This window comes from Spirosoma arcticum, assembly GCF_054779955.1.
In genome coordinates, this window is the sequence record NZ_BAAGXG010000021.1 from 61,695 (window position 1) to 84,218 (window position 22,524).

The following is a 22,524-nucleotide window of genomic DNA, read 5'->3' on the forward strand; positions in this document are numbered from 1 at the left end:
TAACTAATCAAAAGTAGGCCTCATCGGTAGATAAGTGCGTTTACTATTCTTTCAGAATAATATACTATTTTACCAACAATCAGCCGTGTCTTGCAGCTTACGTATTAATATACCAGATTCACTATGCACGAACCTTTATTTCAGCGGATTCACGTAGCGGAAAACCAGTCGTACAACGTGTTGAAAGTTGACCGGCCCTATTTCGTTGTTCCCTGGCATGTGCATCCAGAGATCGAGATCATGCTGGTGGTGCAGGGCGAGGGCACCCGGTTCGTGGGCGACAGTGTGGAGCGGTTCGAACCGGGCGATCTGGTGATGGTCGGCGCTAACTTATCACACGTTTGGAAAAACAGCACCCGGCATTACGAGGACAGTACCAGCCTGCGGGCGAAGGCGCGGGTAATTCTGTTTCGGGAAGACTGCTTTGGTCCCGCTTTTTTTCAGGTTCCCGAAATGCATCCGGTTCAGGCACTGCTCCAGCGGGCAGAGCGCGGCATCGTCTTTCACGGCAAAACGCGGCAGGGAATAGCCGACAAAATCTTCCGGGCGCACACACAGCAGGGAGTAAAACGTTTCCTTACCTTCATTGACATCCTGCATGATCTGGCGCAAAGCCGGGAGTTCACCCTACTGTCGAGCGTTGGCTACAGCCCGTCTACGCAGGCCGATGACATGTTGCGCATCAACAAAGTGCTGGATTACCTGATGCGCGATTTTCGGAACCCGGTCCGGCTGGAAGACATTGCAGCCCGTGCCAACATGGCCCCCACTTCCTTTTGCCGCTACTTCAAAAGCCGCACCAACAAGACGGTTATCGGCTTTGTCAACGAGCTACGCGTGGGTTACGCGCATAAACTGCTGATCGAAACACCCCATACCATTACTGATATCGCCTACGAATGTGGCTTCAACAACGTCTCCAATTTTTACCGGCAGTTCCAGGCTATCACGGGGCGGTCGCCGTTGCAGTACCGACGGGAACACGAGGAGAAATTAATAAGAACGTGAGTAGTTAGCCAAAACCGTCCGACCTGGGTAGCTTAAGGTTTTAATGTTCTGAAAGTCAAGGATATTCATTTAGATAGCCTGCACATACCGTATGTAAAAAATAGATATATCGCTATTTATTTTATCACTATTCAATTCAGGAACAATATTTGCTTACAGACAGAGGACAACTTGTATGTTAATCTAAAACTATTTATTAACATTAATTGCCACTCACTATGTCATATTTGCGACAGAATGGGAAGCTTATCTTCACGTCTGGTAGGGAAGTAATCACTCATTACACCACGCTCATTGAGATGCTCACTCAGCAACTACAACGTATGTCTCCCCACGATTGCCAGGCAATTGGGGCCGAAATCAGCGATCTGCGTCGGCAGTTGGCCGATAACCTGAAAAACTTCGGATGTAATCAGGTCGATGAGTATTTTAGGGAGTCAATGGCCAACGCGGAATCCGATCAGGAGTTCTACGAACTGAGCAACGCTTACGAAGCGATACTGGTGGCAGAACTGAAATGCGTTAAAGAAAAGTTACACGCCCTGCGCGTATCCTGATTGGTCACCAATCCAGTTGTTTTCTGCATTTACTCCTACCACTTCGCCCGTTTGCTAAACCACGGACTGGCCTGTTCCAACTGACCCGCTAAGCGAATCAGCGTTGCTTCGTCGCCTAATTTAGCCGCGAACATCACACCAATGGGAAGTCCATCGCCCGACCAGTGCAACGGCACCGACATGGATGGCTGACCGGTCATGTTGGTAATAACAGTGTACGAGATATAGCCCAGTGATCGCTCGGCGAGTTCGTCAACCGTCTTGCTATGGCTAAGGTATTTCAGCCCGCCAACGGCATCGACTAATTTCAGCAGCCGCTCTTCCGACGCCTTGTTCTGAAAGGTACCAATGGCAATGGGCGGGCGTGGCAGCGTGGGCGTCAGAAACAAATCATAGGTTTCGTGCAACTGACCCATGCTCCGGTTCAGGGTGTTCCAGCGTCCTTTCTGATAGGCTAAGTCAGCCGCCGAGAAGCCGTCGGCCAGTCGGGCCTGTAGCCACGTGTTCAGTTCAACATCGCCCGGCCGGGCGGGGCGTCCGAGGTGGGCGCTCAACACACGCAGCGTGACGGCCGTCTCGCTCAGCACGGACAGAAAAAACGCTTCGGTAACCAGTGTCTTTTCATACGGCAGCGGCACCTCCTCAACCGTATGACCGAGCCGTTCGAGCAGGTGGGCCGCTTCCCGAACCGCCGTCACGCATTCGGGATCAGTCGTTTGCGAGGGCATCAGCGAAGCCGTTGAGAAGGCAATGCGGAGTTTGCCCGGACCACGCTCTACCTCCTCGGCAAAAGGCCGTTCGGGTGAGGCAATCAGGTACGGGTCGCCTGCCAGCGGACCGGCAATAGCGTCGAGCAGCCGGGCGCTGTCACGAACCGTGCGGGTCACGGCATGGCCAATAACGGCACCGTTCCAGAGTTCGCCGTAACGGGGACCGAGGGTAACGCGCCCCCGCGACGGCTTCAGTCCAAACAGCCCGCAGCAAGACGCCGGAATGCGGATGGAACCGCCCCCGTCGGAGGCCGTAGCCATTGGAACGATACCCGCAGCCACCGCCACCGCCGATCCGCCACTGCTGCCACCGGGCGAGTGCGAGAGTTTCCAGGGATTGCGGGCCGGGCCGTAGAGTTTGGATTCAGTGTAGGGCGTGAGACCAAATTCAGGCGTGTTGGTTTTCCCAAAAAATACCAGTCCGGCCGCTTTCAGGCGTACGATTACTTCGCTGTCGGTTTGGGAGACGTAGTTAGCATAGCCCCGGCACCCAAACTTCATGGGCGTTCCCGCCCACTCCAGTTCCAAATCCTTCAGCAGAAACGGCACACCCCTGAACGGACCCTTGTCGGATAGGGTTGCGGCCATTTCGCGGCCTTTATCATACAGGGGCGTTACAATAGCGTTGAGCTGCGGGTTGATCGCTTCGGCGCGGGCAATGGCCGTTTCGAGAAGTTCGGCGGGTGACACCTGCCCCGTTTCGACCAGTTGGGCAAGGGCCGTAGCATCGTGTTTTACGTACTCATCAAACGAAAAGGCAGCAGTTGAAGCGGTTTGCATGAAAGCAGGGCGTATAGGAAGCGACTCCGAAAGCTACGCAAAAGCCCGTGTTTGTCGGTGCGTCCGGTAACTTTTCTAAACCGCCGTACCCGTACGCGGTTAGTTGCTGTACAGATCATCCCGAAACACATGCAGCGTTCCGTTCAGGTAGCCACTCCCAGTGACCGTACCGACCAGCTTATCAGCCAACTTGAACCTTTAGACGACGTGATTGGTCTGTCCGTACAGCGGGGTGGGTCGATCAAACCCCTGGGCGATATTCTGGTTATCAACGCGCTCAACAAAGGCATCGACGACGTACTACGCCAGGTAGCCGATACATGCCGGGGAACAAATTATTCCATTGCTACATCCGAACAGGCCAGCCTGATTGATCAGCAGTACGACATGCTCATTGAAACGGACATTGACGAAGCTATTTGGGAAGAGATCGAAACGGGTATGCGCCAACAGGCTCACGTGACGGTTAATTACATGCTACTGATGGCCATTGGTGGAGCCATCGCTACGGTTGGTTTAGTGTCGGACCCCGGACCGCAGGCGGTGGCCTTTGTGGCGGCATCCGTTATCGCACCGGGTTTTGAGCCGTTGGCGGCCGTTCCGCTGGGTTTGGTCGTGCGCAATGCACACACGGTTTGGCGGGGTATGCGGTCCGCCCTGATTGGCTACGGCGTTCTGATTCTGGCCGCAGCACTGACGTTTGTGCTGTTACGCTGGCTGGGCGTCACCAGCGAACAGGAATTTGTCATAAATCCCGAAGTAGAGTCGCTGTCGCACCCAACGGCCAAAGAAATTACGGTATCGTTTTGCGGAACGCTGGCCGGAGCCATCATCATTGCCGCCTACCGGCGCAGCATCATTGCTGGGGCACTCATCGCCATGGTCATCATTCAGTCGGCCACCATGATTGGCGTATCGGTCGTTTGCCGGCGGTGGGACCTGGCTCTTGAAGGAGCCGAGCGGTTTGGACTGGATGTCGTCTTTGTTTTCCTATCCTGTTTCGTCGTATTTGCCGCCAAACAGTCATTGATTCACAAACGAAAACCGATTGTGTAGATAGGGGCGGGCATCCGTTGTTTTACTGCTTCGCCGTTGCCACACCGATCTTGGAATCGGCCGTGCCGTAGTAGAGAAACCACCGTCCCCGAAACGGCACCATACCCTCCAGAAATACGACCTGATTGACCTGCCCCACCGTTTCGTACGGCTGGTCGGGGCGGATGAAGTAGGTGTCGGAGCGGTCAATCAGGCGGGCCGGGTTGTTGGCGTCGAACAGCAGTTGCCCACCGGTATAGGCGCCATTGGGCAGGTTCGGATCACCGGTTCCGGTATTATTCATACCGTTATAAACCAGCAAAATACCAGCGGGTGTCAGCAGCGCATACGGGCCGGGTTCGATCAGCCGCACATCGTGCGTACCCCGGCGCGACCCGGCGGCTGGAATCGGTTTTCCCTGTTCATCTTCTAAAGGCGTCCAGTGCAGCAGGTCGGTCGAAATGGCCAGCCGCAGGTCGGGTTTATCGCCCCAGTACATCCAGTAGGTGCCGTTGATGCGCTGGGCCACCATCCGGTCACCAACCCGCTTACAAACAATAGCGCCCGACTTCGACCAGGCGTTTTTGTATTTGCCGTTGGCAAAATCACCGAACGCCAGTCCTTGTTTTTGCCAGTCTGTCAGATTCCGCGAGGTGGCCACGCACAGCCGCGCCAACTTGCCATCGTAGGCCGTGTAGGTCATCACATACACGCCATTGGGACTTTCTACCACGCGCGGGTCTTCGCAGCCGCCCTCCCACTCGTAGGTTTTCATGGCGTCGTTGTTCGGATAAAACACGGGCTGCGGCATTCGGTTGAAGTACAGCCCGTCCGAACTAATAGCCAGCCCCAGCCGCGACGTGCCACCCACGCGCCGGACGGTATCCTCCGCCCGATATAGCAGGTACACTTTGTTGTTGCGCACCACCGCCGTTGGGTTATACACGTCCTTCTCTTCCCACCGAACCGTTTTCCTGCGTACCGGGCAGTCGAACGTGGTGCGGGCGTTGGCTGATAGAATAGGATTGATGGCGTTCTGCTTCACAAACGGACCCAGCATCCACGGTTTTTGGGGCGTAGGCTGCGCGAAAGCGGGCAGAAGCAGAGTACCAAACCAGAATAGAATTAGCAAAATAGGTTGTTTCATGGTGGGGTTATTGAGGTGAACTGCCAAACCACCGCGCCCGCTGCTGCTGACCCGCTAAATCGTCCAGTTCCAGGAGCCGAATGCCGCCGGGCAAGTCAGCCGTTGGTTCGTCGTAAGCAATTTGCAAACTAATCCAGGCGAGGTACTCATTCAATAGCGATTCGAGGGGTTGGTTGCCAAAAATGCACAGATCGTAGTACCACTCCAGCGATTCGCCCGCCACGGCTTCGGTTACGGCGCGGTAGTCGTCGAGTGAATAGCCGATGAACGGTTTGCCGAAACGCTTCCACATCGTGCGCATGACGTCGTCTAATGAGCGGGCGTGATTCGTCAGTCGGCGGATGTGGAGGTCCAGGATCAGCGCAACAACCGCGCCTTTGTGATAAACCGACACCTTACGGTCGGGAACGCCTTTCTCGTAGCCGTCGAGCCACAAATCCCACGACGACTCAACCAGCGACTGAACCGCCTGACCGTTGTTCTCAAAATGCCGTTTGAACAATACCTGTAGTTCTTTCAGATACGCAGCCTCATCGAATACGCCCGCCTGACGAAGGATCAAATCACCGTAGTACGTCGTCACGCCCTCCGCCACGAAACAGGTCGAGAAATAGGTTTCTTTCGTAAAATCGTACGGCAGCAGTTCAACCGGCCGAATGCGCATGATGTTCCAGGCATGAAACAATTCGTGCGACGACACACCCAGCAGATCCTGATATAACCCTTCGCCCTCGTCGTTGGGTCCCAGCACGAGTACCGTTGAGTTGCGGTGCTCAACGCCGTGATAATACGCCACCGGCAGAATCAGGGTTAAAAAATGATAGTCGCGTTCGGGGAAGTCACCGTACAGATCAAGCTGTTTTTGGGAGAAACGGCTGAAATCATGCACCAGCCGCTCAGCGTCGAAGGTTGGATCACCGTCAGTGCGTCGCCCTCCCTGAATCCAGACGTGAAATAAGGTTTCGCGAATCTCGTACTGAACGTGCTGCATAGCGGGCGCAGCCATCACCGGACAGTCCACTAATTCATAAAAGTCAGCCGCCTGCCACGTTTTAGGACCAGTCTGCGCCAATCCGCAGGCCACCATCCAACCGTCCGGAATGGCCAGTTCGAGGGTACAGGGTTCGTTGATACGGCCTTCGGCGTATAGACATAAATTCACCGGGTTCAAGTACAGTAACGTATCACTCACAAAACTGCTGCCCGCGTTGAGCTGGTTGGGCGTCGGCAGTAGCGCGTAATAGTTATAGAGAATGGTCAGTTCCGATGCACCATCTGTTTCCACCAGCCACCGGTCTTTGGTGAGTTTGCGAAACGACAGCGGCCGCCCTACCCCATCGACAACGGCAAACCGCTGGATATTTTTGGCGAAGTGCTGCAATTCATAACGACCCGGTCGCCAGGCGGGCAATTGCAACTCGACCGTTGGTGTGTCGACATCGGTCAGCCGGGCTTCAACGGCAATATAATGAGCGGCATCCCGTGGTCCGGCATTCCGGTCGGCAGACAGGCGGTAGTGCATAGGTTTCGGTATCGGAGCGAGCATCAGAGCGTCAGTACGAAAGTAACAAAGACGAACGGGTATCGTTTGGTTGCCACACTCAATTAGTACCGGGCCTCGTCCTCCAGGACGGTTCAATTCTTACAATGGAGCTTGGCAAACTGAGCTGATTCCCCTATCTTTGCGGACTCATTTGAAAACAAGGATTTTAGCACATATATAGTCATGAAAAGAACGTATCAACCATCGAACCGGAAGCGGAAAAATAAGCACGGCTTCCGCGAGCGGATGTCCACCGCCAACGGCCGCCAGGTTTTGGCTCGCCGTCGCGCCAAAGGCCGTCACAAACTGACCGTCTCGGACGAGAAAAAAGGCGAACGGTTTAAACTGTAAAAGATAGTCGGTGAGTTGATAAGTCAGTGAGTTGGTCAGTAAAACCTGCGTCAGCTACTGACCAACTCACTGACTTATCAACTCACCGACTTCGATGCCGCAAACCTTCACCAAATCGGAACGGCTTTGCAGTAAGAAGATTCTGGGTGAGCTTTTCAAAAAAGGTAGTGCGTCGGTTCAGACGTTCTACCTTTTTCCGTTTCGGGTGCTCTACATGCCCCAAGACCCGAATTTACCTGAAAACTTACCGGCTATCGTCATCACCGTACCGAAACGCCTGTTTAAACGCGCCGTCGACCGTAACCTCGTTCGTCGGCGCGTCCGCGAAGCGTACCGGCTTAACAAGCCATTAATTGACCGAGAAAATCCTCTACCGGCTTACATCGCTTTTTTATATACCGCTAAACAGATTATTTCTTTTGACGAGATAGAAAAAGGCATGAAATTAGCGTTAAAGAAACTGTAATGCCGAATCTCCAGACTCGGCCGTAGAGAATCGCTGTTACAGCCGAATCTGGAGATTCGGCATTACGTTACTTGCCCATGCGCTTCCCAAAACGCCTTACGCTCTTTGCTTCGTCGGTCCTCGTGGCGGGCGGCATCGGTTTTTTCTCGTTCAAAAACGACGACCGCTTCTTCGAGATCGCCCGCAACCTCGACATCTACGCGTCGCTGTTCAAGGAATTGAACCTGTATTACGTCGATGAGGTAAACCCGAACCGCATGGTCAAAACCAGCATCGACGGGATGCTGAAAGCCCTTGATCCGTACACGAACTTCTTCGCCGAAGACGAGATTGAGGATTACATGACCATGACCACCGGCCGCTACAACGGCATTGGGGCGCTCATTGGGCAGCGTCAAGCCAAGAGCATTGTACTGATGATTTATGAAGGTACGCCCGCCGAAAAGTCGGGTTTGCGCATTGGCGACGAAATTCTGAAAATAGATGGCGTCGACCTAAAAGCCCGCAAAGACCGCGACGGCGCTTCATTTGACACGGGTAAGCTGCTAAAGGGTCAGAACAACACGGCCGTAAAACTGACGGTTCGGCGCTATGGCCAGAAGGACCCCGTTGACCTGAGTGTGGTGCGCGACGTGGTGAAAATGACCAACGTGCCGTATTACGGCATGATCTCCGACGAAGTTGGTTACATCGACCTCAAAGATTTCACCGGCACGGCCTCGCGCGAGGTTCGCACGGCATTCCAGGAGTTGAAAGGGAAGGGCATGAAGAAACTCGTGCTCGACGTTCGCGAGAACCCCGGTGGGCTGCTTAATATGGCCATCGACATCTGCAATACATTTATCCCAAAGGATTCGGAAGTGGTGACGACCAAGGGCAAAGTGACCGAGTGGAACAAGACTTACACGGCCCTGAACCCACCGCTGGACCTCGAAATGCCTATTATCGTGCTCACCAACAGCCACAGCGCATCGGCGGCCGAAATCGTGTCGGGGGTGATTCAGGACTACGACCGGGGCGTGCTAATTGGGCAGCGCACGTACGGCAAAGGATTAGTGCAGACCACCCGCGAATTGTCGTTCAATACCAAGCTAAAAATCACCACCGCCAAGTACTACATTCCCAGCGGGCGGTGTATTCAAGCCATCGACTACAGCCACCGCAACCCCGACGGCAGCGTTGGCAAAATTGCGGACTCGCTCAAAACTGCGTTCAAAACCAAAGCTGGACGTGTGGTGTACGACGGCGGTGGCGTATTGCCCGACATTGTGTTGGAAGCGCCCACGCCCACGCCCATCGCGCTCAGCCTGACTAATAAAGGGTTGATTTTCGACTACGCCGTGAAATACCGCCACGAGCACCCCAGCATCAAACCTGCCCGCGAATTTCGCCTGACCGACTCTGAATACGCCGAGTTTGTGAAGTGGTCGAACGACAAGGAATACGATTACACAACGCAGGTTGAAAAAGACCTCGGCACCCTCGAAGCGTCGGCCAAGAAAGAGAAATACTTTGATTTGATTCAGGATCAGTTGAAAGCGCTGAAAACGAAAGTGTCGCACAGCAAAGACGCCGACATGAACACGTTCAAGGGGGAGGTTAAGTCGCTGCTGGAACAGGAAATTGCGGGTCATTATTATTTGCAAAAGGGCCTGAAAGAAGCTTCCTTCGCCACCGACCCCGACCTGAAAGCTGCCCTCGCCCTCTTCAACGACATGGGCCGGTATTCTTCGATTTTGAAAGGCAAATGAACAAAGAATGAATAATGAGCAATGGATACTGTACAATGTAGGCTCATCAAGGCACATCGTATAGTATCCATTGCTCATTATTCATTAAAAAAATGCTCCTCCTCTCCCTCGACACCTCCACCACCGTCTGTTCGGGGGCGCTCCATCAGGACGGGGCGCTGCTGGGTTGTTACGAGCTATTCACTGAGCGCACGTCATCGGCTATGCTCACGACGTTGATTGCCAATGTTGTTGAGCATACGGGGCATGAACTGAGCGAGATTGATGCGATTGCCGTTGCCAAAGGACCGGGGTCTTACACGGGTCTGCGCATCGGCGTTTCCACTGCGAAAGGACTTTGTTTCGCACTGGAAAAGCCCCTGCTTTCGGTCAATACGCTGGCCGCCATGACCGAACAGATTCGGGCGTTCTACCCAGCCAATTACGTGCTTTGCCCCATGATCGACGCCCGGCGGATGGAAGTGTACTGCGCGTTTTATGGGGCGACCGATGGTTATGAGTTGCAGGCAACATCGGCCCAGATTATTGACGGTCAGTCGTTCAGCGATTGGCTAATACGGGGGCCAGTCGTGTTCTTTGGCGATGGAGCCGCTAAGTGCCGGGCTGTTCTGGGCCATCACCAAAATGCTATTTTCCTGGATCAACTCATTGTGCCCTCCGCCCGGACGATAGGCGTTATGGCAACTCCGCTGTTTACTCAAGGCCGCTTTGAGGACATTGCTACGTTTGAGCCGTTTTACCTCAAGGAATTCATGACGGCAAAGCCCAAACAGGCGGTATTGTAATTAGTTGAGGGATTGCCTGACTTCAGGCCATGGGATGACTTCCTGAACAGATTGCAGGATTGTGGCGTTTTTCTCCGTATTTCGCCCCGGCAACCGTCCTCAATCCGCTCCTCGTGCAGCTAATCGTTGATATTGGCAATACCGACGCCGTTTTCGGCTTTTACAACCAAACTGCTTGGCAGCACATTTGGCGGACGCCCTCCCGCACCGACGAAACCGCTCAATCCTACGAAGGGCGATTGCGGCTGTGGCTCCTCGAAGCCGATATTCCCCTGAGCGCCATTCAAACCACCGTTGTCAGCAGTGTCGTACCGGACCTGACGCCCACGATGCGAACCATGCTGGGGGAGTTGTTCGGCTTAGAACCCATCGTAGTTGGACCAGCCATTTACCCACTACTACCGCTCGAAATTCTGCGCCCCCACGAAATTGGAGCCGATCTCGTTGCCAATGCATTAGCCGCTTACACCCGTTACCATCGCAACTGCGTTGTGGTTGATTTTGGCACGGCTCTAACCTTCACAACGGTATCGGGCGAAGGCAAAATTTTGGGCGTGGCTATTGCACCGGGTCTCAAAACCGCCATCCGGTCGCTGTTTGCTAACACGGCTCAACTGCCCGAAGTACCCCTCGACGTACCGGCGTCAGCCTTGGGACTGAGCACGACCCACGCGATTCAGGCCGGTGTCGTGTTGGGCTACGAGGGATTGGTCCGCTCGCTGCTGGACCGCATCCGGGCCGAACTCGGTGGCGACTGCATTGCCGTTGCCACGGGCGGGCTATCGGGCCGGATTACATCACTACACAACGCGTTCGCCGACGTAGTGCCGTCGCTGACGCTGGAAGGCGTCCGGCTGATTGGCGAAATTGTGCAATCGTTTCCCAACGCTAAAGCGGTGGGCTGATACAAATGAGTATACAGGCGGAATAGCAGGTCCGTATCAGCCCACCCCTTCAGGATTGGGAATTGTTGGATCAGAGGCAGCTTCATTATCGCCCGGTTCCCGGTTTCGCTTTTTTCGTTTACGGAGCGCGTCGTTAAGCAAAAACTCGATCTGCCCGTTTACGCTCCGAAACTCCTCCTGCGCCCAGCGCTCCAGTTCTTTCAGGGTTTCGGCCTGAATCCGCAACACGAACGCTTTTTTTTCAGTCGCCATGATGTTTCAGTTATCAGTAAGCAGCCAGAGTGAACAGTAATCAACGGTCAACACGGATGGCTGTTTACCGCTCACTGCCTACTGATAAAGCGTTCCAGCGTTGACGACTGGGCTCACTGATTTTTCGCCACAGAGCACGACCAGCAGGTTACTCACCATCGCGGCTTTACGTTCTTCATCCAACGAGATTACGCCGTTCTTTTCCAGACGCTCCAACGCCATCTCGACCATTCCGACGGCACCTTCAACAATTAAACGACGAGCCGCTATCATAGCCGACGCCTGTTGGCGCTGTAGCATGGCCCCGGCAATCTCGGACGAATACGCCAGGTGACTGACGCGAGCTTCGAGAATGTCAACCCCGGCCCGGTCGAGCCGTTCGTTCAGTTCCTGCTCCAAAAATAAATTAATTTGACCAGTGCTGTCGCGCAACGTAACTGACGATGTTTCGTCTTCCATGTGGTCGTATGGGTACGTATTCGCTAACTTCCGAACGGCCGCTTCGGACTGAATTTGAACGAAATTAACGTAGTTGTCAACTTCAAACAACGCTTTTGCCGTGTCCTTCACTTGCCAGACCACTACGGCAGCAATCTCAACCGGGTTACCCATTTTATCATTAACCTTGAGAATTGGGCCGTTCAGGTTACGGGCACGCAGGCTGATTTTAACTTTGTTATAAAGCGGATTTACCCAGCGCAACCCCGTCTCCTTAATTGTACCGACGTAATCCCCGAAAAAGGTGGCAGTCATGCCCTCTTTCGGGTAAATAATTACGATTCCTTTGAGAATAAAAATACCGGCCCCAATCAGCAAAAATGATAGAATGGGGCCGTAAACACGAAACATGACGCCCGCCAAAACGAAGCAGATCAAGGCAACCAGTAAAAACAAGTAACCAGAAATAGAAGTAAGCTTTTTATCCTGCATTGTCGTAAGAGGTTAATGTGAAGTAGCTATCATTATGATATCACAATGATAGCTACTTTTTTTATACGTTCATAAAAAAGTAGTGGAATGGTCGACGGCTTACACCAACGGCTTGTTTGTTCCTCATCCCACTAAACGCCGATCCTTTTCGCTATTTTTGCACCCTGATTTTAGTCAGGTCGAATCCTGTAGAGGTCAGGCACGTACTGCCGAACTTTCGGTACAATTCAATCAAGAATGCTGAGCGAACAAGAGATAAACCGCCGACAGAAGCGCGAAGAATTAATGCGGATGGGCATCGATCCCTACCCCGCCGACCTGTTTGATGTAACCCACACCATTGTCGATATCCGTGCGGCTTTTGCGGATAAGACGGGGGCCGATACGCAGGGCGGCTATGAACCACACCTCGATTTTTCGACGGATGCCCAGTATAGCACAATTCGGCTGGCGGGGCGGTTGATGAGCTTCCGTATCATGGGCAGTGCGTCGTTTGCCGAACTACAGGACTCCACCGGTCGGTTGCAACTTTATTTCCGACGCGACGACCTTTGCCCCGGTGACGACAAAACGCTGTATAACACCGTCTTCAAAAAACTGCTGGACATCGGCGACATTATTGGTATTGAAGGTCACGTGTTCACGACCCTCACCGGCGAGTTGTCCGTACACGTGCGGTCGTTCAAAATTCTGAATAAGTCATTACGGCCCCTGCCGGTGGTGAAGGAAGGCGTGAATGAGCAGGGGGAAAAAGAAACGTACGACGCCTTTACTGACCCTGAGCAGCGCTACCGCCAGCGTTACGTCGATCTGATCGTGAATCCGCAGGTGCGCGATGTGTTCGTGAAGCGTACCAAATTAGTTAACTCGATCCGGCAGTTTCTGAGCCAGAAAGGGTATCTGGAAGTCGAAACGCCCATTCTACAGCCCATCCACGGCGGGGCAGCCGCCCGGCCCTTTCGCACTCACCACAACTCACTCGACATGACGCTGTACATGCGCATCGCCAATGAGTTGTACCTGAAACGGCTCATCGTGGGCGGTTACGATGGCGTGTTCGAGTTTGCCAAAGACTTCCGCAACGAGGGCATGGACCGCACCCACAACCCCGAGTTCACGCAGGTCGAATTCTACGTAGCCTACAAAGATTACTTGTGGATGATGGACACCATTGAGGAAATGGTGGAGAAAGTGGCGCTGGATGTAGCGGGCACGACCAAAGTGACCGTTGGTGAAAACGAGATTGACTTCAAACGCCCCTGGAGACGCCTGACCATGTTCGAGGCCATCCAGGAATACACCGGTATCGACGTGTCGGCGATGGACGAAGCGGGCTTGCGGCAAGTGGCCGAGGGCCGCAGCATCCGGGTAGACAGCACGATGGGCAAGTCGAAACTAATCGACGAACTCTTCGGCGAAGCCTGCGAACCCAACCTGATTCAGCCGACGTTCATCACCGACTACCCCGTCGAGATGTCGCCCCTGACCAAAAAGCACCGCAGCAAACCGGGTTTGGTGGAGCGGTTCGAGGCCATTTGCAACGGCAAGGAAATTGCGAATGCGTATTCGGAATTGAACGACCCCATCGACCAGCGCGAACGCTTTGAAGAGCAACTGCGCTTGGCGGAGCGGGGCGATGAAGAAGCTATGGCACTGGACGAAGACTTTTTGCGGGCGCTCGAATACGGGATGCCGCCCACGGCGGGCGTCGGCTTGGGTATCGACCGGCTGGCCATGATTATGACCAATCAACCCTCCATTCAGGACGTCTTGTTTTTCCCGCAGATGCGCCCCGAAAAGAAGGCTGACCTATCGACGGAAACCGACTTTGTCGAAGCGGGCGTACCGGCTGAGTGGGTTCCGGCGGTGCAGAAGTTAGGCTTTCTGACCGTGGAGCAACTTCGGGCAGCCAGCCCCAACAAACTGTTTAACGATCTTGGCGGAGTGCGCAAGAAGCTGAAGATGGACGCGCCCATGCCGAATATGATCGACGTACGGGGCTGGACGGGAAACTAAGCGGGCACTCGCTGCTATGTTGACTAATCTGCCCTTGTGGGTATACGTTTTAAGTGTGTATGTGTTTGACAATCAGCGGGACTAAAACACCGGTCCGGCGTCCCGGTACACACCTAAAAACTTAATTACGTGCATTCAATAGTCTGACTCTAACTTTTTTACTTTCACCGCGTTGAGACCTTTCTTGCCATCAACGACTTCAAACTGAACCCGGTCTTTCTCCCGTACGGTGAGTCCATTCAGACCGGTAATGTGGACAAAGATGTCCCGGTTGGTATCGTCTTCAACGATAAATCCGTAACCCTTACCTTCATTGAAGAATTTTATTATACCAGTTTGCATAAAACGTAAAAAAATTAAATTGGAGGAACTTACAGAGCGTTAGTCAGTAACAAAGGTTCTGAAGGCGGAATCAAGGCACACCGTAAGCGAGACATGTGGTTGATAGTCAGCAAACTTTGTCGATGAAAAGCGGATAAGGTCAACATCTAATATCAGTCTCCGTTTTGACACAAATAAACTGAAAATGTTCTGACTTCGGCTGTCTGCACGACACTTTTTGAAACCGTTGCCTCTTTTTAGCTGATTTTTCTTTATAAATGGCACACAATCTGCCCACTGAATTCGTTAGCTTTGCTATTATCCCGTTGACGTATGTCCGTGAAGAACCCGTTGACGCAGTAAAAAAACTGGTATGTATAAAATTAGATATTTCGTTGAAAAGCAGGCATTTGGTGTCTGTACCCGGCTGGGGGAGAAGATGAGTATCTCGGCCAGCAGCATCCGGCTTTATTTTATCTATACGTCGTTTCTGACGCTCGGATCCCCCGTAATCTTATACCTGATTATGGCCTTCTGGATGGAGATGAAAACGCACCTCCGCCGACACGCCCACCCTACGGTTTGGGAACTCTGAAAACTAATGTATGATGCAAAATGAGTAATGGATAATGAACTGGCCATCAGTCATTATCCATTGCTCATTTTGCATTATACATTTCCGAGTAGGTCATTTTTCCTTCTACAAAATACTGCCAGACGATGCTGCGCGGATACAGCGCCACGTCTGTTTTTTGTTCCCGCTGTAGTATCCTCCGCTGCCGGTGGAGTTGCGGCAACCGGCCATAGAACGCAAAATGCGCCCGTAGGATCGCTACCACATCGCGCCACTGCCCAACCTTCAGGAATAGTAATGAAGAAAGGCCATCCAGCACTAAACGCAGTAAGATTTTGCCCCAGAACCAGCCACCGGCGGGCCAGTTTTTGTACAGCATAAACAGGCTGTTTCGGTAATTGAGGTATGTCTTTTGCGGATTCGATTTGTGCAGTGTGCCGCCCCCAACGTGATAAACGGTCGATTCGCCACACGCCCAGACCTCATACCCAAGCCGCTGCACGCGCCAGCACCAGTCAATTTCCTCCATGTGCGCAAAGAACGACGCGTCAAAGCCGCCGGTCTGGTGGAACACGTCCGCCCGTACAAACAGACAGGCTCCCGTAGCCCAAAATACGCGTTTGTTATCGTCATATTGACCCCTATCTACCTCAAACTGGGCGAAGACCCGCCCCCGGCAAAAAACATAACCGAGCCAGTCGACAAAACCACCCGCGGCTCCTGCATGCTCGAACAGTTCGCGCTGGGCGTAGGACCGAATTTTAGGCTGGCAGGCGGCAATCTGGGGGTTGGTCTCCAGCAGGTTCAGCACGGGCGAAAGCCAGCCCGGCGTCACCTCAATGTCGGAATTGAGCAGCACGTAGTAGGTAGCCCCGCCATACTGCGTCAGGAGGTGATCGAGGGCGCGGTTGTAGCCACCGGCGTAGCCCTCATTACGGGGCAGTTCAATGATCCGAACGGTAGGAAAAGTGTCCCGCACAAAGCGTACCGAGCCATCGGTCGATGCACTGTCGGCTACGTAAACGGGGTGTCCATCGGCATTGGCCAGCACCGACGGCAGAAAATCAGCTAAGAAGGAGAGACCGTTGTAATTAAGAATTACGATAGCAAGAAGGTCCACAAAGAGGAGTCAGTGAGTCAGTGAGTTGATTAGTTAGTCAGTCAGTAGTGCCAGCTTTAGCCACTGACCAACTTACTAACTAATCGACTCCCTGACTAATTACGACATCAACCCGTCTAAATTCAGACCGGGAATATTGGGCAGCAGCCCTTCGGTAGCCTGACGGAGGTGTTCGCGGGCTTTGGTTTCTACGTTGGCCATGGCGATGTTGGTTGCCGCCACAATAAGATCCTGTAGCATTTCGCGGTCGTCAGGCTTGATCAAGTCAGGGTCGATCTCGACGCTGAGTACGTTTTTCAGGCCGTTTACCGTCACCTTAACTAAACCCGCGCCCGAATCACCCGTTTCGGTTACGGTGCGCAGTGTCTCCTGAGCGTCTTTCATTCGGGACTGAACTTCCTTCATTTTCCCGAACATATCCATCATGTCCATACTGTTAGTCAGTGAGTTAATCAGTTAGTGAGTCGATCAGAGTGCAACAAGCGTCAGCATCTGACCGACTCACTAACTGATTAACTCACCTTCATCGTATCAATAACACGGCACCCGTCCGAACAGTTTTGAGACCGGTCAGATCTTGTACTTCGATGCGGTACATATACTGCCCCACCGCCACCGGCTGACCATCGGCGGTGCCGTCCCAGCCCTTCGTTTTGTCGGATGTTGCGTAGATAACCTGTCCCCAGCGGTTGTAGATCATCATCCTGAACTGGTCGACGTAAATTCCTTTAGCCACGAATTCGTCGTTAAGGCCGTCGCCATTAGGTGAGAAGGCATCGGGAACCAGAATTTTAACCTCGCGCCGGAGCGTGAAAAAGTTGGAATAACTCACTTGCCCCGTACCCGACACGGCAATGATCCGGTACTTCTGCGCCTGAATCGTGGGGTCGTTGGGGTCAGGTTCGTAGCGCAGTTTGTTACCCATCTGAATTTCCCGCTTCGTGCCATTAACCGAGTCAATAACCTCCACGGTGTAACTGGAAACCGTACCCGGTGTAAACGGTGACGCGGCCGTCCAGTCGATGGTGGTGGCTGACTGCGACGCTAAAAACACCGTACACACCGGCTGAGACGGGGGCGATGACAGCCCACAGGCAGCGATGTACGTCAGTTGATAGCAGTACAACCCGGCCGAGGCATCCGCGGTTTCGTCGGTAAACGTATTTCTGTTGGTCACCGTCCCTACCGGCTGGAACGTACCCGATGGTCCATCGGCCCGGCTGACGGCTAATGTGTAACTGGACGAGGTGCCGGTGGTGGGTAAGGTCGCGACCAACCGGGGGTGGTTGTTTTCGACCGACACGAGAATGTTGCCTAACGAATTTGGCAAGTCGCCGTTGATGCCGGTTACGCAAACCGGAGCCGATGTAACAACCGTTTCGACCAGCCCGGAAATGGTTGCTTCAATCGTGTAGCAATATTGCGCACCGCACTCTACCCGGTTGATATCACCATGACTGGTGATGCTCTGCTGGAAATACGTGGTTCCGGGGGAGCCGTTCCGGTAGATCCGGTAGCGACGGAACTGCGTCGTCGCCGACAGCGTACCGGCGTAGGGTTTCCAGGTTAGGTCATTGCGTTTGTTAGCCGCTTTGGCGTCTAATACTAAGCTGCATACCTCGTCCGAACGTTTCCCGGCAGCGCTGCAGGCGTCCTGCGCGACCACCTGAAAGCACTGTACCTGTCTGGCGTCGGTGGGCACGGCAAACGTACCCGCGCTGGCTCCCTTCTGACCCGTTGATACGTAGTTTCCACTGCCGTCTTTCTGAAAGAGTTCTACCTCAACGCCCGTTCCGGCCTGGTACTGTATTGTGATGCTGTTATCGCTGGTGGTCGTCAGCTTCGTGATGGAGGGTTGGGCGGTTGCCGCCGATAGCGCGATGGTTTGCTGCGTGGTTTGGGTAGCGGCCAACGGCGTCTCACAATTAGCTGGGGCTGCATAACGCCCCGTAATCCGAATTGTGTAGGCAGCATTGTTGCTGTAGGTATGCGACTGCTGCGTCGCGATTTCGGCCCGGCTCAGGGGTGCACTGTTTTGCCCGTCGCCCCAGTTGATGATGTAACTGTCGTACTGACTGGTGCTGGCATCGAGCGCGACGTTGACGAGTGCCTGTCGGCCGGAGCAGCCTCTCGCCGTAAACTTAATGGGGTCGAGAGGCAGCACCGTCACTTCCCGGCACGCTACCGCCCGCAGCCCGTTAATGGTTCCCACCTGAAGAATAGTGAAGGAACCAGGGGTAGTATATTGAAAAACTGGACCTGGCTGCGTAGTAACCGGAATACCTTTTCCGCCGTACTGCGGTATGTAACCCGTGTTTGCTAAGCCTGTTGGGATCCCACCGGCAATTCTCACCGCTTCTCCCACACATACTTTTTCCTTGTCCAACGTGAAGCCCCCCGTAGCTGCCCCCTGCTTGTCAACGCAGTAATTATTGTTGGGGTCCTGGGCTACTGACTGAATTGCAGGGACTAAAAAAAAGAAAAACAAAGAAATGAGCTGCCAGCGTACAAGCCACCCAGATATTGCTCTTCTGTCAGTCGGCCACAATCGTAAAATTCGCACGTAGAGTACAGGTTTTTAGCGTTCGTTTGAGTTGGTGAGTTCTATTGGTAAAAACGATTCAGCGGACCTTTTCGCATCCGGCGCGAAACGTATCTCGCTGAAAAAGAGTTTTCCGGTTGTAGTTCGCGTGGTTTCGGTAGAAGACGGGGGTTACCAACCTACTGAAAACGCCCAGACCAAGTGTAGAAATTTAGATTTACGATCACCAACACGCATCAACCAAAGCGATGAGCAATAATAATACCAACATAGATCAGACGACGCCCACAGATGCCGCTCCCATCCGGCTGGACCGGATCGAAGAGGCCATTGCGGATATTAAGGCGGGCAAAATTGTGCTGGTCGTGGACGACGAAGACCGCGAAAACGAAGGCGACATGATCTGTGCGGCCGAAATGATTACGCCCGAAATGGTCAATTTTATGGTGCGTGAGGCTCGCGGGCTGATGTGTGCGCCCCTGACTCAGGAACGCTGCGACGTACTTGGTCTGGACATGATGGTGAGCAGCAACACGTCGGTTCATACAACGCCATTTACCGTTTCGGTCGATTTGTTGGGTCACGGCTGCACCACCGGCATCTCAGCGTCGGACCGGGCCAAAACCATTCAGGCGCTCGTTGACCCAACGACTACACCCGACGATCTGGGTCGGCCGGGGCACATTTTTCCGTTGCGGGCCGTAGCGGGTGGCGTCATTCGGCGGGCCGGTCATACCGAAGCGGCCGTTGATTTGGCCAAATTAGCCGGTCTGGCCCCGGTTGGCGTCCTGATCGAAGTGCTGAGCGAAGACGGCACCATGGCTCGTTTGCCACAGTTGCGTGTTTTGGCCGACCGCTTCGGTATGAAGCTCGTTAGCATTCAGGATTTAATCGAGTACCGGCTGCAAACCGAAACGCTGATCCGGCGCGAAATCGGCGTCGATATGCCGACCGAACACGGCCATTTTGATCTGATCGCATTCCGGCAGAGCAACACCGGCGATTTGCACTTAGCGTTGGTGAAGGGCACCTGGGAACCGAATGAACCGGTGCTGGTGCGGGTTCATTCGTCCTGCGTTACGGGTGACATTTTCGGGTCGTGCCGGTGCGACTGCGGGGGGCAGCTTCACGCATCCATGAAAATGATCGAAGCTGAAGGGCGGGGCGTAGTCGTGTACATGTTTCAGGAAGGGCGTGGGATTGGCCTGCTCAACAAATTGAAGGCTTATAAACTTCAGGAAACGGGCCGCGATACGGTCGAAGCCAACCTCGATTTGGGTTTACCGATGGACTCCCGCGACTACGGCGTAGGGGCGCAGATTTTGCGTGATTTGGGCGTTCGTAAACTCCGGCTCATCTCCAACAATCCAAAAAAACGGGCGGGACTGATGGGTTACGGACTCGAAATAGTCGATACCGTACCCATTGAAATTGCGTCGAATCCCTACAACGAACGCTACCTACGCACCAAGCGCGACAAGATGGGCCACACCATCATGAACGAGCCGGTGAATGAGGAGCAATAACGGGGGTTTTGTCATTCCGACGGAGGAGGGATCTCAAGGATAGGCTAACTTGAGATCCCTCCTCCGTCGGAATGACAAAACACAAACACACTTAAACACGCAGTACGTTATGAACAAACCTTCTTTCAACGACCTCATTCACGGTGAAACGCCCGTGCTGGTCGATTTCTACGCCGACTGGTGCGGCCCCTGCAAACAGCAGACCCCTATTTTGAAGCAACTCACCGACCGGGTTGGCGATAAAGTGCGCGTTGTAAAAATCAACGTGGACAATGCGCAGAAAGCCGCCGATCAATACCAGATTCGGAGTATTCCGACGATGATTCTGTTCAAAAACGGTAAGATTGTGTGGCGGCAGTCGGGCGTTCAGCCCCTAAAAACGCTCGAAGGATTGGTAAATCAGTTTGGTGGTTGAGTCACTGAGCAAATCAGTTTGCCAGACTCCTATTTCTGTTGTGCTAACCCGAAACTTTTCAGGTTTGTCAGCGCTGTGACGTTGATAATCTTCCACTGCCCGTTGATCTTTTCCACCACCCGCGATTCCTTCGACGTTGTTTTACCGTGACTATCCAGCAGCGTCTGGTCATAAGCTACGAAGGCCATATTCCCGTTTTGGCGGATAGTGTAGTTTGAATTCTGCACCACCACTTTGTCCGTCACTTTTGAGCTTTTGAACTGACTGGCGAACTGTTTCTCCAGCTTGTTCCAGCCCTCGATCAGCATAAAATCGCCCCCGTACAGGTTAGCCGCGAAGTGAATATAGGGCGCATGTGCCCATGCGTTAGACCACTCGACTTTGTCGCGCTTAAAAAATCCTTCTGTTTCGCTGCGAAGCACCCGTTTGATGGCTTCGTGGTCAGCCTGCGCCAGGCTCTCTGACAGGCTGCTGAGTACAATCGCAATTACCAACACGTATGTTTTCATGGCTGTAAACGATTTGATACAAGGGAAGGTAGAGCAAGAAAAGGTAATATACAAATATTTTCTTATACTTTTCTTGTAACCTACTCGAATATTTTATACAAAAAAACCGTAGTGCAAACCCGTTAAGGTTGGCACTACGGCTCAAAAAGACCCAGCGGATTAATACTTCCTGCGCGTTAATCGAAACTTTGCATCATGTTGCGATACATAGTCGTTGCTTTCCACTGTCCCCCTGCGATGATGCGCCGAACAGTATAGAGCGGCATGTCATCATCGCGCTTGTCGGCGAGGGTAAATGCCGCTACGTAGCCGCGCTTCTGAATTTCGGGCAGCGCCTGCTTGTTCCAAAGCCCGAACGGGTACGCAAAGTACTTAACAGGCTTACCGATGATCGCTTCTAATTTCGCTTTTGGCTCTTCAACCTGTATTTTCCAGTCGTCGCCCTGGTATTTTTTCACATTGTGGTGATCCCACGTGTGCGCCCCAATAGCATGGCCCCGGTCGGAAAGGTCTTTAATCTGCGCTTTGTCCATGTAGGGTTGCTTACCCCGCCGACCGATGGCCACGGTCATGATGAAAAACGCGCCTTTGAAACCGTGCTTTTCCAGAATGGGCACGGCCGTTTCGTATTGGTCGAGGTCGCCATCGTCGAAGGTGAGCATAATGGGCTTTGGCGGCAGCGGTGCGCCGGTGGTCAGGTAGGCATAGAGTTGGTCGGGTAACACGGTGTGGTAGCCGCTGTCGGCCAGCATCTGCATTTGTTCGCGGAAGGCCGCCGTCGGGATAATGTAGTCCTTCATGCTTTTGGAATCCCGCGGACGCCAGTCGCGAATCTGATGGTAACATAGAATCGGCACCTGCGGCCGGGCTATAATTGCAGCGGCATTCGCAATCTTGTCTGCCGGGATAGTGCTCGGGTCGGGAGCCGGTGTAGCAGTTTCGGTTTTGACATCCGCCGGTTTGTCAGCAGGGGACGCATCAACCGATGTAGTACTTGTTCCAGCTTCGGTCGTATCTGAGCCTTTCGACTGGCAGCCGGTTAAACCATTGGCAATCAACACGGACAAACAAATGGCCGTTACAAAGGAGGGTATTTTATGAGTGATCATAGTGAATTGGTATGCCCAAACATAAGGAAAAGTGCGTTGGGGTGGACAGATTTTTTATGAACCGACCCAATTATCTATCCCCTTGTTCCTTCTTTCCTCCCCGGTCTTTCTG

23 protein-coding genes are annotated in these 22,524 nt (G+C 53.4%); 12 read left to right on the plus strand and 11 right to left on the minus strand.

Annotated elements, in window-relative coordinates; genetic code table 11:
• Window positions 1-123 precede the first annotated feature (123 nt).
• A complete protein-coding gene (locus ACYVHB_RS28715; RefSeq protein ID WP_461055343.1) occupies window positions 124-1,008 on the plus strand; it encodes a cupin domain-containing protein in 885 nt (294 codons plus the stop codon).
• A 218-nt stretch (window positions 1,009-1,226) separates the two neighbouring features.
• Window positions 1,227-1,565: a hypothetical protein gene (locus ACYVHB_RS28720; RefSeq protein ID WP_461055344.1), complete on the plus strand. Its 339-nt coding sequence runs from the start codon at window positions 1,227-1,229 to the stop codon at window positions 1,563-1,565.
• A gap of 35 nt (window positions 1,566-1,600) precedes the next feature.
• Here ACYVHB_RS28720 and ACYVHB_RS28725 read toward each other — a convergent pair whose 3' ends face one another.
• Window positions 1,601-3,115, minus strand: coding sequence for an amidase (locus ACYVHB_RS28725; protein ID WP_461055345.1), 1,515 nt, complete (start codon window positions 3,113-3,115; stop codon window positions 1,601-1,603).
• A gap of 129 nt (window positions 3,116-3,244) precedes the next feature.
• On the opposite strand from ACYVHB_RS28725, the gene ACYVHB_RS28730 reads away from it, so the two are divergent.
• On the plus strand, window positions 3,245-4,171 hold the full coding sequence (locus ACYVHB_RS28730) for a DUF389 domain-containing protein (protein WP_461055346.1): 927 nt from the start codon (window positions 3,245-3,247) through the stop codon (window positions 4,169-4,171).
• Between the two features lie 22 nt (window positions 4,172-4,193).
• Here the strand turns inward: ACYVHB_RS28730 and ACYVHB_RS28735 are convergent, their stop codons facing one another.
• Together ACYVHB_RS28735 and ACYVHB_RS28740 are read right to left on the minus strand one after the other, a co-directional pair.
• On the minus strand, window positions 4,194-5,297 hold the full coding sequence (locus ACYVHB_RS28735; protein WP_461055347.1) for a glycoside hydrolase family 130 protein: 1,104 nt from the start codon (window positions 5,295-5,297) through the stop codon (window positions 4,194-4,196).
• Between the two features lie 7 nt (window positions 5,298-5,304).
• Window positions 5,305-6,819: a M61 family metallopeptidase gene (locus ACYVHB_RS28740; RefSeq protein ID WP_461055348.1), complete on the minus strand. Its 1,515-nt coding sequence runs from the start codon at window positions 6,817-6,819 to the stop codon at window positions 5,305-5,307.
• Between the two features lie 204 nt (window positions 6,820-7,023).
• Between ACYVHB_RS28740 and rpmH the strand changes: the two genes are divergently transcribed.
• From rpmH to ACYVHB_RS28765, 5 genes are all read left to right on the plus strand, one after another.
• On the plus strand, window positions 7,024-7,191 hold the full coding sequence (rpmH, locus tag ACYVHB_RS28745; protein WP_080241397.1) for a 50S ribosomal protein L34: 168 nt from the start codon (window positions 7,024-7,026) through the stop codon (window positions 7,189-7,191).
• Between the two features lie 94 nt (window positions 7,192-7,285).
• Window positions 7,286-7,657, plus strand: a complete 372-nt coding sequence (locus ACYVHB_RS28750; protein ID WP_461055349.1) for a ribonuclease P protein component — start codon at window positions 7,286-7,288, stop codon at window positions 7,655-7,657.
• Window positions 7,658-7,734: 77 nt separating this feature from the next.
• Entirely contained in the window at window positions 7,735-9,408 is a 1,674-nt protein-coding gene (locus ACYVHB_RS28755) for a S41 family peptidase (protein ID WP_461055350.1), read from the plus strand.
• Window positions 9,409-9,500: 92 nt separating this feature from the next.
• Window positions 9,501-10,193, plus strand: a complete 693-nt coding sequence (gene tsaB, locus ACYVHB_RS28760; protein ID WP_461055351.1) for a tRNA (adenosine(37)-N6)-threonylcarbamoyltransferase complex dimerization subunit type 1 TsaB — start codon at window positions 9,501-9,503, stop codon at window positions 10,191-10,193.
• 113 nt (window positions 10,194-10,306) lie between these two features.
• On the plus strand, window positions 10,307-11,098 hold the full coding sequence (locus ACYVHB_RS28765; protein WP_461055378.1) for a type III pantothenate kinase: 792 nt from the start codon (window positions 10,307-10,309) through the stop codon (window positions 11,096-11,098).
• Between the two features lie 36 nt (window positions 11,099-11,134).
• On the opposite strand, the gene ACYVHB_RS28770 is transcribed toward ACYVHB_RS28765, so the two are convergent.
• Together ACYVHB_RS28770 and ACYVHB_RS28775 are read right to left on the minus strand one after the other, a co-directional pair.
• On the minus strand, window positions 11,135-11,350 hold the full coding sequence (locus ACYVHB_RS28770; RefSeq protein ID WP_461055352.1) for a type II toxin-antitoxin system antitoxin: 216 nt from the start codon (window positions 11,348-11,350) through the stop codon (window positions 11,135-11,137).
• 78 nt (window positions 11,351-11,428) lie between these two features.
• Window positions 11,429-12,280 carry an SPFH domain-containing protein gene (locus ACYVHB_RS28775; RefSeq protein ID WP_461055353.1) on the minus strand — a complete coding sequence of 284 codons (852 nt, stop codon included), beginning with the start codon at window positions 12,278-12,280 and terminating at the stop codon, window positions 11,429-11,431.
• 237 nt (window positions 12,281-12,517) lie between these two features.
• Here ACYVHB_RS28775 and lysS point away from each other — a divergent pair, with 237 nt between their 5' ends.
• A complete protein-coding gene (lysS, locus tag ACYVHB_RS28780) occupies window positions 12,518-14,296 on the plus strand; it encodes a lysine--tRNA ligase (protein ID WP_461055354.1) in 1,779 nt (592 codons plus the stop codon).
• A gap of 135 nt (window positions 14,297-14,431) precedes the next feature.
• On the opposite strand, the gene ACYVHB_RS28785 is transcribed toward lysS, so the two are convergent.
• Complete coding sequence (locus ACYVHB_RS28785; protein WP_461055355.1) at window positions 14,432-14,638, minus strand: cold-shock protein; 207 nt, start codon at window positions 14,636-14,638, stop codon at window positions 14,432-14,434.
• 352 nt (window positions 14,639-14,990) lie between these two features.
• On the opposite strand from ACYVHB_RS28785, the gene ACYVHB_RS28790 reads away from it, so the two are divergent.
• Entirely contained in the window at window positions 14,991-15,212 is a 222-nt protein-coding gene (locus tag ACYVHB_RS28790; RefSeq protein ID WP_461055356.1) for a PspC domain-containing protein, read from the plus strand.
• Between the two features lie 64 nt (window positions 15,213-15,276).
• On the opposite strand, the gene ACYVHB_RS28795 is transcribed toward ACYVHB_RS28790, so the two are convergent.
• The 3 genes from ACYVHB_RS28795 to ACYVHB_RS28805 all read right to left on the minus strand — a co-directional run bounded on the left by ACYVHB_RS28795 (window position 15,277) and on the right by ACYVHB_RS28805 (window position 18,523).
• Entirely contained in the window at window positions 15,277-16,311 is a 1,035-nt protein-coding gene (locus tag ACYVHB_RS28795; RefSeq protein WP_461055357.1) for a glycosyltransferase family 2 protein, read from the minus strand.
• A 99-nt stretch (window positions 16,312-16,410) separates the two neighbouring features.
• Window positions 16,411-16,743 carry a YbaB/EbfC family nucleoid-associated protein gene (locus ACYVHB_RS28800; protein WP_461055359.1) on the minus strand — a complete coding sequence of 111 codons (333 nt, stop codon included), beginning with the start codon at window positions 16,741-16,743 and terminating at the stop codon, window positions 16,411-16,413.
• 91 nt (window positions 16,744-16,834) lie between these two features.
• On the minus strand, window positions 16,835-18,523 hold the full coding sequence (locus ACYVHB_RS28805) for a gliding motility-associated C-terminal domain-containing protein (RefSeq protein WP_461055360.1): 1,689 nt from the start codon (window positions 18,521-18,523) through the stop codon (window positions 16,835-16,837).
• Window positions 18,524-19,101: 578 nt separating this feature from the next.
• Between ACYVHB_RS28805 and ACYVHB_RS28810 the strand changes: the two genes are divergently transcribed.
• Window positions 19,102-20,379 (plus strand): bifunctional 3,4-dihydroxy-2-butanone-4-phosphate synthase/GTP cyclohydrolase II, encoded by a 1,278-nt coding sequence (locus ACYVHB_RS28810; protein ID WP_461055361.1) that lies wholly within the window; start codon window positions 19,102-19,104, stop codon window positions 20,377-20,379.
• Between the two features lie 109 nt (window positions 20,380-20,488).
• Window positions 20,489-20,794 (plus strand): thioredoxin, encoded by a 306-nt coding sequence (trxA, locus tag ACYVHB_RS28815; RefSeq protein WP_461055362.1) that lies wholly within the window; start codon window positions 20,489-20,491, stop codon window positions 20,792-20,794.
• Between the two features lie 29 nt (window positions 20,795-20,823).
• On the opposite strand, the gene ACYVHB_RS28820 is transcribed toward trxA, so the two are convergent.
• Window positions 20,824-21,303: a hypothetical protein gene (locus tag ACYVHB_RS28820; protein WP_461055363.1), complete on the minus strand. Its 480-nt coding sequence runs from the start codon at window positions 21,301-21,303 to the stop codon at window positions 20,824-20,826.
• 176 nt (window positions 21,304-21,479) lie between these two features.
• Window positions 21,480-22,412 (minus strand): polysaccharide deacetylase family protein, encoded by a 933-nt coding sequence (locus tag ACYVHB_RS28825; protein WP_461055365.1) that lies wholly within the window; start codon window positions 22,410-22,412, stop codon window positions 21,480-21,482.
• Window positions 22,413-22,524: the final 112 nt, after the last annotated feature.